Below are 11,760 nucleotides of genomic sequence, written 5' to 3'. Positions count from 1 at the left end.
CCGGCGCGCGTCGTCACCGCGCGGTGCACGCGCGCTGGTAGCCGTGGTCCATGCCGCACACCCCCCGTTCCGCCATCCCGCGTGCCCGCCGTGCCCGGGCGGCCCTGCTCGCCTGTGTCGTCTCCGGCTGTCTGATCGCGGCGGGCGCCCCCAACCCCGCCGTGCCCCTCGGCATCGGCGACCGGCTCTTCCCGACGCTCGGCAACCCCGGCTACGACGTCCTGTCGTACGACCTCTCCTTCACCTATCCCGGCAGCAACAGCAAGCCCCTCGCCGCCGTCACCAAGATCCGTGCGCGCGCCACCGAGCGCCTGGAGAGCGTCAATCTGGACTTCGCGCACGGCACGGTGGCGTCCGTCGACGTCAACGGAGCGCCCGCGCACTTCACCACCGCGGGAGAGGACCTGGTGATCACACCGACCGCCCCCCTCCCCAAGGGCGGCGCGATGATCATCACCGTGCGGCACACCAGCAACCCGGTGCCCGAGAAGGGCCGCGAGGGCGGCTGGGTGCAGACCGACGACGGGCTCGTGATGGCCAACCAGGCCGACGCCGCCCATCTGGTCTTCCCCTGCAACGACCACCCCTCCGACAAGGCACTGTTCACCTTCCACGTGACCGCGCCGAACGGCTACCGGGCGGTGGCCAACGGCCTCCCGGTGGGGACCCGGACCAGCGGCAACGCCACGACCTGGAGCTACCGCACCCAGCACCCCATGGCCACCGAACTCGCCCAGGTCTCCATCGGCCACACCACCGTGCTCCGGCGCAGCGGACCGCACGGGCTGCCCCTGCGCGACGTCGTCCCCGCCCAGGACGCGGCGCAACTCGAACCCTGGCTGGCGAAGACCCCCGCCCAGATCGCCTGGATGGAGCGGAAGGTCGGCCCGTACCCCTTCGAGGCCTACGGGCTGCTGATCGCCCGGGCACGCACCGGCTTCGAACTCGAGACCCAGACGCTCTCCCTCTTCGAGAAGGACGTCTTCGGCAACTCCGCCTACCCCCAGTGGTACGTCGAGTCGATCATGGTGCACGAGCTGTCCCATCAGTGGTTCGGTGACAGCATCAGCCCGCGCACCTGGTCCGACCTGTGGCTCAACGAGGGACACGCCACCTGGTACGAGGCCCAGTACGCGGAGGAGACCGCGCACCGGCCGATGGAGGCCCGTATGAAGGCGGCCTACGCCTTCTCCGACCGCTGGCGCGCCACCGGAGGCGCGCCCGCGGCCCCCCAGCCGCCCCGGAAGGGCCAGAAGATCGCCATCTTCCGGCCGAGCGTCTACGACGGCGCCGCGCTCGTGCTCTACGCGCTCCGCCAGGAGATCGGGCGCCCCGCGTTCGAGCGCTTGGAGCGGTCCTGGGCCGCCCTGCACCGGGACGGCACCTCGACCACGGCCGACTTCGAGCAGCTGGCCTCCCACGTGGCGGGACGCGATCTGAGCGCCTTCTTCCAGGGCTGGCTGTACGGCAGGAAGACCCCGCCGATGCCGGGCCACCCGGACTGGAAGACAAACCCCGTATGAGCCCCGGAACGAGACGACAACTCGGATGACGGGACAGGCCGTGCCGTGCGACCATCGATGGGTCGGCGGCGCGGCCCCGGGCCCGGGCGACGGGAATCTCCCGGGCAGCCCGAGCGTTGTGACCTGTGCGAGTGGTGTGGCCGAGACGGCTCCCACCGACGCCGCAAACGGAATCCCCAACGACGTAAGGACCCAATGACCTCCTCTTCTTCCCCTTCCCAGGACACCAAGCGCTTCGCGCACACCTACCCCGAGGGTCTTCGGGCCGATGCCCTGATGGAAGAGGACGTCGCCTGGAGCCACGAGATCGACGGAGAGCGGGACGGCGACCAGTTCGACCGCTCCGAGCGTGCGGCCCTGCGCCGGGTCGTGGGCCTGTCCACCGAGCTCGAGGACGTCACCGAGGTCGAGTACCGACAGCTGCGCCTGGAGCGCGTCGTGCTCGTCGGGGTGTGGACCTCGGGGACCGCGCAGGACGCGGAGAACTCGCTGGCCGAGCTGGCGGCTCTCGCGGAGACCGCCGGCGCGCTCGTGCTGGACGGTGTCATCCAGCGCCGGGACAAGCCCGACGCCGCCACCTACATCGGCTCCGGCAAGGCCGAGGAGCTGCGGGACGTCGTCCTGGAGACGGGCGCGGACACCGTCATCTGTGACGGTGAGCTGAGCCCCGGCCAGCTGATCCACCTCGAGGACGTCGTCAAGGTCAAGGTCATCGACCGCACGGCCCTGATCCTGGACATCTTCGCGCAGCACGCCAAGTCCCGAGAGGGCAAGGCGCAGGTCGCCCTTGCCCAGATGCAGTACATGCTGCCGAGGCTGCGCGGCTGGGGTCAGTCGCTGTCCCGGCAGATGGGCGGCGGCAGCGGCGGCCTGGCGACCCGTGGTCCCGGTGAGACCAAGATCGAGACGGACCGGCGGCGGATCCGCGAGAAGATGGCGAAGATGCGCCGGGAGATCGCGGAGATGAAGACCGGCCGCGAGATCAAGCGCGCGGAGCGCAGGCGCCACAAGGTGCCCTCGGTCGCCATCGCGGGCTACACCAACGCCGGTAAGTCCTCCCTGCTCAACCGCCTCACGGGCGCGGGCGTCCTGGTCGAGAACGCACTGTTCGCGACCCTCGACCCGACCGTGCGCCGGGCGGAGACCCCGAGCGGGCGGCTGTACACCCTGGCCGACACGGTCGGCTTCGTCCGGCATCTGCCGCACGACCTGGTCGAGGCGTTCCGCTCCACCATGGAGGAGGTCGGCGACTCCGATCTCATCCTGCACGTGGTGGACGGCTCCCACCCGGACCCGGAGGAGCAGCTGGCCACCGTGCGCGAGGTGATCCGCGAGGTCGGCGCCACGGACGTGCCCGAGATCGTCGTGATCAACAAGGCGGACGCGGCCGACCCGCTGGTGCTCCAGCGGCTGCTGCGGGTCGAGAAGCGTGCCATCGCGGTCTCGGCGCGCACCGGCCGGGGCATCGAGGAACTGCGCGGGCTCATCGACAACGAGCTGCCCAGGCCGGCGGTCGAGGTCGAGGCCGTCGTGCCCTACACCGAGGGCCGACTGGTCGCGCGGGCCCACTCCGAGGGCGAGGTGATCTCCGAGGAGCACACCCCGGAGGGCACGCTGCTCAAGGTGCGGGTGCACGAGGAACTGGCGGCGGACCTGGCACCGTACGTCCCGGCTCCCGCGCTCTGACCCACAAGCGGTAAGGCCCGCTCCCCGAGAGGGAGCGGGCCTTCGCGTGTCTACCGGTGTTCCGTCACCGGCCGGCGAACTTCTCGCTCACCGAGTCGTAGACGCCCTTGGCCACCTGGCCCAGCCGCGGTCCGGCCAGCCAGCCCGAGGACACCGGGCCGATCGAGGTGTTGGAGACCAGCGCGGGCTTGCCGCTCGCGTCCCGCTCCACCCAGCCGCCGCCGGACGCGCCGCCCGTCATGGTGCAGCCGATGCGGTACATCGTCGGGTCCGTCCGCAGCAGCGAGAGCCGGCCCGGCTTGTCCTGGCACTGGTACAGCGCCTGGCCGTCGTACGGCGCCGCTGCCGGGTAGCCGCTCGCCGTGATGCTGTCGACCTTCGGCACGGCCGGCGCGTTGAAGTTCACCGGCAGCGCCGAACCGACGGTCTCCTCCAGCGACTTCCCGCCGCTGCCCGCTTCCGGCGTCACATGGATGACGGCGAAGTCGTACGAAGCGCCCTGGCCGCCGGTCTCGCCGCCCTGCGCGATCCACTGCTGCGAGGTCTGCGCCCAGTCACCCCACCAGACGCCGTACGGGGCGACCTGCTGCCGTGTGGCGCTCGCCAGCTGCGTCGCCGTCAGCCCGGAGTTGTTGTACGCCGGCACGAACGCGATGTTGCGGTACCAGCCGCCCTGCTTGCCGGCGTGCACACAGTGCCCGGCCGTCCACACGAGATTGGACTTGCCGGGGTGCGCCGGGTCCTTCACCACGGTCGCCGAGCAGACCATCGTGCCCTTGGGGGAGTCGAAGAACACCTTGCCCGCCGTGGGCGCGTGCTCGTGGTAAGCGGCCGGCACGGCCTGCGCGGGGACCGGCGCGGGCGTCGGGTCGCTGACGCCCTGGTCGCCCGCGAGATCGTCGGCGCCCACGACCTTGTCGGGGTCATTGGCCTTGCGCATCCGGTCCGGATTCCACAGGCCCTTGATGACGGGGTTGATGAAGTCGTCGGCCTCGCGCAGCCAGTCGTCCTTCTTCCAGTTCTTCCAGGCGCCGTTCTTCCACTTGTCGACGTCGATCCCGTGTTCCTTGAGCTTCCGCTTGATGTCGTCCGGGATCTTGATCTTTCCGTCGTCGGCGGAGGACGCGGACGCGCTCGCCTCGCCGCTCGCCCGGGCACCGTCACCGGAGTCGCACGCGGTAGCGGTCAGCGCCAGCGCCGCGGCGAGGCCGACTGCCGTCAGCCCTCGGGACGTTCTGGCGTGCACGCTCCCTTCCCTGCGCACGGTGAAGGGCGGGCGTATGCGTCGCATGGTCTGAACTCCCCCTGACATGAGCCAGCGTTGAACGGCCTCCCACACTATGGGCCGGCTGTGGGCGGCATTCCATGGAACGGCAACGGTTCCGCTACAAGCTGCCTTGGCGGTTCCCGCAGCCGCCGTCCTGGCGTTGCCGACCGCCGGATCCGTGGCCGTGGACCATGAACCCCAGGTCCGTGGCCGTGGACCATGAACCGCGGCTGTGGAGCCGAGCGCGTACGGAGCGAAGCACCCTGCGGTCCAGTCGTGTCATTTGTCCGGGTGTGGCAGCCTCGTGGTATGACTCCGGCGAACACGACGGGTGCCGACGGTGCCACGGTGTACTACGGGAACCTGGACAACGGTCACGCCCTCCAGGTGTTTCTCGAACTGCGCGACCGGGGCAGTCACCGCATGGCGGAGAGCCTCCTCGGCACCATCCGCCAAGCCGCGGACGACAACAGGTTCGTCGTGAAGTTCCATTTCGCGGCGACCATGGACGACACGGTCGGCGGCAGCGGTTCCCGGCGCGGTCTGAGCGCCCTCGGCGCGGCGAGCGACGCGGGACAACGGCAATTCATCGAGTACTTGGCCGCGTTGTTGGCGGCGCAGCCGTTCCCGCCCGGCGACGACCGTTTCTCCGACCCGTCCGTGCTGCTGTCGGTGGCGAGCGAGGTCGACGGACTGAGGTGTCCCGACTTCGACCACAAGGTCACGGACGACACCTATCTGACCTGGGCCGGAGAGGTGGTCGGCGGCTTCCCCTCCTTCGGCGTGGTGGGAACGCCGGTCGTCTGGTACGACGACGAGGTGATCCCCGTCGTGAAGACCGAGGACGGCTCCGCCGTCACCCCACAGGAATTCCTGGCCCAGCTGTCGACGTGAGCCCGGCACCCGTCGCGTCCGGAGCTCTCAGGGCCGATGGCGGTGCAGCCGGGCGAGCAGACGGTAGGCGCGCTGTTCGGTGGCCACAAGCAGTGCCGGGTCGATCCCGGCCGGCCACAGCTCACCGGCCGCGGCGTCGTCGGCCTCGCACAGTTCCACGACCGCCATGGCCAGATGCACCTGGACGAACGCGGGCGGCGCGCCGGTGACGTGGTCCAGTGCCCGTTCGGCCCGCTCGGCGGCCTCCTGGCACGCGGCCAGCGCCCGTTCCACCCGGATCGCGGCCTGGTCGTGGACCAGCAGCAGCGCACACAGCAGTGCCACGGAGATGCCCACGATGCTGCCCAGCACCCGGTCGAGGACCAGCTGTCCGGCCGGGGCGGGAGCCGCCAGATCGCTGAGCAGCAGTGCCAACGGCGTGAGGAAGACGACGCCGAGGCCGTAGTTGCGGGCCACGACGTACTCCAGCAGGAACTCCAGGACCACGATCAGCACCGCGAGTGCCGCGGGTTGCAGGTGTGCGGCGAGGGCTCCGAACGCGAGCAGCAGCCCGATGACCGTGCCCAGGGTCCGCTGCACGGCTCGCTGGGTCGTGGTGCGGAGGTTGACCGAGTGCAGAACGGCGGCCGCCGAGATCGCCGCCCAGTAGCCGCGCTCCAGGCCCAACAGGGCCGCGATCCCTCCCGCCGCCCCGGTGCCCAGCGCCATCCGTACGGCGGGAACGGCCAGGACGGCGAGGCGGCCGGTGCCCCTGCGTCGTCCCATCAGCAGTTCGGTGGCGCGGCGCGCGGCCGCACCGCTCTGCGACGCGACCGGCGCGGCCGGACGAGGGACCCCCGCAGCGTCCCGGCCCTCTCCTGTCGCCCCGAGGGCGTCCGAGTCTCCTGATGCCCTTGATTCCTCTGATGCCTCGGGGCGCAGCTCACCGAGCATGAGGGGATCCCGGAGCCGTCGGTCGGTGAGCAGGCGAGCCTGCCGGCGCAGGAGGTCCGCGGTGGCGGCCGGGTCGGCGGGGGAGTGGGCCGCCGAGCCGATCAACAGGGTCCAGGACAGATCGGTCAGCCGGACGAAGGCCGCGTCGCGGGTGGGTTCCGCCCTCCCGGCGCCCGAGGGCGGCGCGACTCCGAGGGACCGGTACGCGTGGAGGACGGCGACGGTCGCCCGGTGCCGCCGCTGCCGGGGCGCCTCCCCGGCGGCGGACGCCTCCAGGAGCTCGGAGAGCCTGCGCAGTGCGGTGGCCACCGCCAGGCGCTGCGGCCGGTCCGGGTGCACCAGCCGGCCCGACACGCCCAGCAGCCAGGCCAGGGCCGCTCCCACCGCGGCGAGCGCGGTGTACGGGAGCACGTCGGCACTCCGGGTCGAGTTGTTGGCCGCCACCGCGAACGAGAACAGCAGCAGCACCGCACCCAGCCCGCTCAGCCGTTTGGCGTCACAGACGAACTTCGCCGCTCCCGCGACCAGGGCCGTCGCCGTGACCACCGCCGCGGTGCCGGCACCGCCGGCCGACGGCCGCGCCCACGCGGCGAGGGCCGAGCCGCAGCCCACCAGCACGGTCATGGTCACGGCCACCACGGCCAGGACGCGGGCCCGCCGCGCGTAGGGCAGATTGCGGCCGAAGGTGGTGGTGAAGGAGCCCAGCATGGCGTAGACGGCGAGGTCGGGCCGCCCTGCCTGGGCGAGCGGCACCGCGAGGAGCCCCATGGCCAGGGCGGCCCGCAGGGCGAACAGAAACGCTCCGTCGACCGCGTGCAGCGTCAGCGCACCGCGCGGCGAGAGCGCGTGGGGTGCGTCGGCGAGCCAACGCCGCGGGCCTTGCCGAGGCTCGGAAAGGGGGAAGCGGCGCACAATCCGCATGTCGGGTGTATACCCCCTGTACGGGCCACACCGCGCCCGCCGCCGGTCGCGGCACTAGCCCAGGGACACCACCAATGCGGTCGCCTGCCCCCCGGGTGCGTCGTAGCTCACCGTGTCGCCCGCGTGGTGGCCGAGGAGCGCGCGCCCGAGCGGGCTGTCGGCCGTGACCAGCGTCGGGTCCAACTCCTCGGCCGTCTCGCCTATCTGGAGGGTCTCCACCGAGCCGTCGGGGAATCGCACGGTGACCGTGCTGCCCACACCGACCAGGTCGGTGGGCGGCGGGCCCGCCGTCTCCGCCTCTCGGAGCCGTGTGCTGATCATCGAGATCCGGGCGTCCAGACGCTGCATATCACCGGCTCGCTGCAACTCGTCGGCCTCGTCGGCGCGATCGCCCACCGCCGCGTCGGAGTCCCGAAGCGTCGCGGCGACCATCGTGCGTTCGGCGCGCAGGTCGGCGAGCTCTTGTTCCAGGGCGTGACGGGCGGCGGCGCTGATCGGTGCTGGTTCGTTGGGCATGCCTGCTCCTCGGGGGTGCAGAGGGAGGGTCCCAAACAGGATATTGTGCATCATATCAGTCACATTTAAGGATCGGTGTCGTGTCGATTCCGTCGCGTGGCGCCGTCCGACCCCCCCGGCCTAGCCTGAGAAGAAGTGCCGGTACCCGGCCCATGCCCGGACGGGTGAAGGGGTGAGATCCTTGAACGCCTCGGACGACCACCAGGACGGACTCGAGCCCCGAGTGGGGCCCGAACCCGAGGGTGAACCGTTCTTCCACCCCTACCACCATCCCGCCGCGGGCTGGGGGGCGGCCAAGAGCGTGACCCGGGTGCTGATGCGCGAACGTGCCCTCGTGGACGGACCACGGGCGATCATGCGCATGAACCACGAGAACGACGGCTTCGACTGCCCCGGCTGCGCCTGGCCTGACGACACCAAGGGCCTGCACCTGGACATCTGCGAGAACGGCATCAAGCACGTCACCTGGGAGATGACCCCCAAGCGGGTCGGCCGCGACTTCTTCGCCGCCCATTCGGTCACGGAGCTGTACGGCTGGAGCGACTACGCCCTGGAGGACCAGGGCCGGCTGACCGAACCGATGGTCTACGACCCGGAGTCGGACCACTACCTCCCGATCAACTGGCACGACGCGTTCGAGCTGGTGGGCCGCACCCTGCGCGAGCTGGACAGCCCCCATCAGGCGTCGTTCTACACCTCCGGGCGCCTCGGCAACGAGGCCACCTTCCTCTACCAGTTGATGGCCCGCGAACTCGGCACGAACAATCTGCCGGACTGCTCCAACATGTGCCACGAGGCCAGCGGTCGCGCGCTGGACGCGTCGCTGGGCACCGGCAAGGGGACCGTCGACCTCAAGGACTGGGAGACCACCGACGCCCTGTTCATCATGGGCGTCAACGCCGCCTCCAACGCGCCCAGGATGCTCACGGCCCTGGCCGAGGCGTACCACCGTGGCGCCCAGATCGTGCACATCAACCCGCTGGTCGAGGCGGCCGCCACGCGCACCATCGTGCCGCACGACTTCACGGACATGGCCCTCTTCAAGACGACGCGGACCAGCACCCTGAACCTGCAACCGCGGATCGGCGGTGACATGGCCCTCATGCGCGGCGTCGCCAAGGCGGTCCTGGAGCAGGCCAAGACCGACCCCAAGGCACTGGACCAGGAGTTCGTCGACCGCCACACCTCGGGCTTCGACGAGTACCGGGCGCTGTGCGAGGACACCTCCTGGGACGAGATCGAGCGCCAGTCCGGCGTCGACCGCGACGAGATCCTCAAGGCGGCGCGGGTGTACCGGGACGCCGACCGGACCATCGTCAGCTGGTGCCTGGGCATCAGCCAGCACGAACACGGGGTCGACACCGTCCGGGAGATCATCAACCTCCTGCTGCTGCGCGGCAATCTGGGCCGCGAGGGGGCCGGACCGTCCCCCGTGCGCGGGCACAGCAACGTTCAGGGCAACCGGACCTGCGGCATCGACCACCGGCCCACCGAGGACTTCCTGGAGCGCCTCGCGGGGATCTGCAAGATCGACCCACCGCATGCGCACGGCCTGGACACCGTCGGCACCATCGAGGCGATGCACCGCGGCGACGTGAAGGTCTTCGTCGGCATGGGCGGCAACTTCGCCCTCGCCGCGCCCGACACCCCGTACACCTACGAGGCGTTGCGCAAGTGCGACCTCACGGTCCAGGTGAGCACCAAACTCAACCGCAGCCATCTCGTCCACGGCCGGCGCGCGCTCATCCTGCCGTGCCTGGGCCGCACCGAGAAGGACCACCAGCGCCACGGCATCCAGAGCACCTCGGTCGAGGACTCGATGAGCATGGTCCATCTGTCCCTCGGCATGAAGCGGCCCGCCTCGCGGCACCTGCTGTCCGAGCCCGCCATCATCGCCGGGATGGCCCGCGCCGCCCTGCCGGACAGCCGTACGCCCTGGGAGTGGTACATCGAGGACTACGACCGTATCCGCGACACCATGGCCCAGGTCCTGGACGGGTTCGAGGACTTCAACCGCCGGGTGCGGCTGCCGCTGGGCTTCCGGATCAAGCAGCCCGCGCGCGAACTGGTCTTCCTGACCCCGTCGGGACGCGCCGAGTTCTCCAGCGCACCCCTGCCCGACGTGGTCCCCGCCCCCGGCACCCTGGCGCTGGGCACCATGCGCTCCCACGACCAGTGGAACACCACCATCTACTCCGACAACGACCGCTACCGCGGCATCAAGAACCTGCGCACGCTCGTCTTCATGAACAAGGACGACATGCGGGAGCGCGGCATCGCGGAGTTCGATCCGGTCGACATCACCAGCACCGCCAAGGACGGCAGCCACCGTCACCTCAACGGCTTCCTCGCCATTCCGTACGACATCCCGCGTGGCTGCGCGGCGGGCTACATGCCGGAGATGAACGTGCTGCTCGCGATCTGCGACTACAGCGCCCAGAGCGACCAGCCACTCATGAAGCACGTCAAGGTCACCATCGCCCCCGCCACCTGAGGGGCGGCGAGGGCGGCGGCACCCGGCAGCGTCAGCATCGTCCTTGGTCCGCCTGCGGCCACTCCCAGCCGAGCTGGAGAAAGAAGCCGAGGCGGTCGAACGCCTCACCCCTGTTCGGCGGCTGCTTCCTGAAGGTCCTTGTGGCTGTGGTCCATCAGCTCGCCCAGGTCGTCCAGATCGGGGGCGAGCTCCTTGGCGCGCGGCGCGACCTGCCGCAGGCACTCCGCCATGGCGAGCGCGAGCTCGACGGCCTTCTCCTTCTCCCCGTCGCTGAGGAGTTCCTCGATCCTGAAGGCGATGCCGGCGATGGTCTCGTCGTCGGTCTCCGGTACCAGGTAGCCCCTGAGGCCCGCCGGGTAGGGCGTCCGCTGACGGAACTCACGCAACGCGTCGACCACGGCCGAGTTCTCGCTGAGCCGGTCGAGGAGCCCCATGAACACATACAACCGAGCCGCCAGCCGGGGCGGACCGGGGAAGCGGTCCAGCCAGACCGCCAGCTCGCGCTGACCACCGAGATGCTCGGAGACCTGCGACATCGCCTCCGCGGACGTGTTGGACTGCGACCAGTGGTAGGGCAACAGGCCAGCCACCTGCCGAGCCAGTTCCGCCTCCTGCTGCGGGGTGAGGGTGCCGGTGACGAAACCGCTGACCAGCGCGCCGTCGAGGCCGAAGGCGACCGGTGTCGAACGGTCCTTCGCGGTGCGCGACACGTCGTGACGCAGGCGCAACAGCTCGTCCTCGATCCTGCTCAGCAGTGTCTCCCGCATGCGTCCTCCCAGCCGTAGGGGCTTGCCGTCCCGTCGGGTGCTCGTGCACGGCCGCACCCTGTGGGGCGCGGGGAGCGCGGGAGCAGCCGACCGAAGCCCGCAATCAACACCATGCCGCCCGAGGCCGGGACACGCGCGTTCGGTGGCCCATGCGGGCTAGTACTCCAGCCGTAGTTCGGTATCTGGGCTGGTCAGCGGCCTGGTGGCGTGGAGTGTGGCGGGGCGCCAGGTGGGCGGGACGGACTTCCCCACCGTGCCCCGGCGAAGAGGTAGCCGCGCCGTTCGTAGTGGCTCTGGCGGGCGCGTGCCTGGTGGCGTCGTCTCCACCGTGACCAGGTCAGCGTGTGGTTGTGGCGTGCGCGGGGGTGCGGGGGTTCAGCTGCCAGGAGACGGCGGATCTCGGCCGGTGTGAGGTCCACGAGATCGGGCGTGTCGTCGCCGGGGCCCCCCTTTCGCGTTCCTGGGCGGCGATGGCGGCGAGGAACGCGTGGGCGAGCATGGCGAGGGTGATGTGCCGGTACCAGCCGGTGTAACGGCGGACCTCGTACTCGTCGAGGCCGCACTCGTTCTTCGCGGACTGGAAGCATTCTTCGATCTTCCAGCGGCATCCGGCGATCCGGGCCAGGTCGGCGAGGGTGGCGTCCAGCGGAGCGCTGGCCAGGAGGTAGGCGATGTCCTCGGGGTCGGTGATGCTGCGGCGGGCCAGCATCCACCGCCTGCGGGTGGGCTCGTCGCCGTCGCGTTCCTCGACGACGGGCA

Annotated in this window: 8 protein-coding genes and 1 pseudogene; 4 read left to right on the top strand and 5 right to left on the bottom strand. The window is 70.7% G+C overall.

Going from position 1 to position 11,760, the window contains the following annotated elements:
- Window positions 1-50: 50 nt before the first annotated feature.
- Together ACFYX0_RS33385 and hflX are read left to right on the top strand one after the other, a co-directional pair.
- Entirely contained in the window at window positions 51-1,523 is a 1,473-nt protein-coding gene (locus ACFYX0_RS33385; protein ID WP_388975976.1) for a M1 family metallopeptidase, read from the top strand.
- Between the two features lie 195 nt (window positions 1,524-1,718).
- Entirely contained in the window at window positions 1,719-3,209 is a 1,491-nt protein-coding gene (gene hflX, locus ACFYX0_RS33380; protein WP_388975974.1) for a GTPase HflX, read from the top strand.
- A gap of 64 nt (window positions 3,210-3,273) precedes the next feature.
- Here the strand turns inward: hflX and ACFYX0_RS33375 are convergent, their stop codons facing one another.
- Window positions 3,274-4,500 carry a trypsin-like serine peptidase gene (locus tag ACFYX0_RS33375; protein WP_388975973.1) on the bottom strand — a complete coding sequence of 409 codons (1,227 nt, stop codon included), beginning with the start codon at window positions 4,498-4,500 and terminating at the stop codon, window positions 3,274-3,276.
- Between the two features lie 285 nt (window positions 4,501-4,785).
- Between ACFYX0_RS33375 and ACFYX0_RS33370 the strand changes: the two genes are divergently transcribed.
- Complete coding sequence (locus ACFYX0_RS33370; protein WP_355910315.1) at window positions 4,786-5,370, top strand: hypothetical protein; 585 nt, start codon at window positions 4,786-4,788, stop codon at window positions 5,368-5,370.
- A gap of 27 nt (window positions 5,371-5,397) precedes the next feature.
- Here ACFYX0_RS33370 and ACFYX0_RS33365 read toward each other — a convergent pair whose 3' ends face one another.
- Both ACFYX0_RS33365 and ACFYX0_RS33360 read right to left on the bottom strand, forming a co-directional pair.
- Window positions 5,398-7,224: an FUSC family protein gene (locus ACFYX0_RS33365; RefSeq protein ID WP_388975970.1), complete on the bottom strand. Its 1,827-nt coding sequence runs from the start codon at window positions 7,222-7,224 to the stop codon at window positions 5,398-5,400.
- Between the two features lie 54 nt (window positions 7,225-7,278).
- The gene (locus ACFYX0_RS33360) at window positions 7,279-7,740 is read right to left on the bottom strand and encodes a GreA/GreB family elongation factor (protein WP_388975967.1); all 462 of its coding nucleotides are present in this window, start codon (window positions 7,738-7,740) and stop codon (window positions 7,279-7,281) included.
- Between the two features lie 316 nt (window positions 7,741-8,056).
- On the opposite strand from ACFYX0_RS33360, the gene ACFYX0_RS33355 reads away from it, so the two are divergent.
- Window positions 8,057-10,234: an FdhF/YdeP family oxidoreductase gene (locus ACFYX0_RS33355; protein ID WP_388976050.1), complete on the top strand. Its 2,178-nt coding sequence runs from the start codon at window positions 8,057-8,059 to the stop codon at window positions 10,232-10,234.
- Between the two features lie 104 nt (window positions 10,235-10,338).
- Here the strand turns inward: ACFYX0_RS33355 and ACFYX0_RS33350 are convergent, their stop codons facing one another.
- A complete protein-coding gene (locus ACFYX0_RS33350; protein ID WP_388975964.1) occupies window positions 10,339-11,001 on the bottom strand; it encodes a hypothetical protein in 663 nt (220 codons plus the stop codon).
- Window positions 11,002-11,338: 337 nt separating this feature from the next.
- Window positions 11,339-11,760, bottom strand: a pseudogene (locus tag ACFYX0_RS33345) (IS701 family transposase); the annotation flags it as partial.

It is taken from the genome of Streptomyces sp. NPDC002573, assembly GCF_042889625.1.
Taxonomy (GTDB): domain Bacteria; phylum Actinomycetota; class Actinomycetes; order Streptomycetales; family Streptomycetaceae; genus Streptomyces; species Streptomyces gibsoniae.
This window is presented reverse-complemented; position numbering and strand designations above follow the sequence as displayed.

What these genes read in the sequence shown, in the direction of transcription:
- hflX (WP_388975974.1), top strand. Translation starts at nt 1,719, where the DNA reads ATGACCTCCTCTTCTTCCCCTTCCCAGGACACCAAGCGCTTCGCGCAC.
- ACFYX0_RS33385 (WP_388975976.1), top strand. Translation starts at nt 51, where the DNA reads ATGCCGCACACCCCCCGTTCCGCCATCCCGCGTGCCCGCCGTGCCCGG.
- ACFYX0_RS33365 (WP_388975970.1), bottom strand. Translation starts at nt 7,224, where the DNA reads ATGCGGATTGTGCGCCGCTTCCCCCTTTCCGAGCCTCGGCAAGGCCCG.
- ACFYX0_RS33375 (WP_388975973.1), bottom strand. Translation starts at nt 4,500, where the DNA reads ATGCGACGCATACGCCCGCCCTTCACCGTGCGCAGGGAAGGGAGCGTG.
- ACFYX0_RS33370 (WP_355910315.1), top strand. Translation starts at nt 4,786, where the DNA reads ATGACTCCGGCGAACACGACGGGTGCCGACGGTGCCACGGTGTACTAC.
- ACFYX0_RS33350 (WP_388975964.1), bottom strand. Translation starts at nt 11,001, where the DNA reads ATGCGGGAGACACTGCTGAGCAGGATCGAGGACGAGCTGTTGCGCCTG.
- ACFYX0_RS33355 (WP_388976050.1), top strand. Translation starts at nt 8,057, where the DNA reads ATGCGCGAACGTGCCCTCGTGGACGGACCACGGGCGATCATGCGCATG.
- ACFYX0_RS33360 (WP_388975967.1), bottom strand. Translation starts at nt 7,740, where the DNA reads ATGCCCAACGAACCAGCACCGATCAGCGCCGCCGCCCGTCACGCCCTG.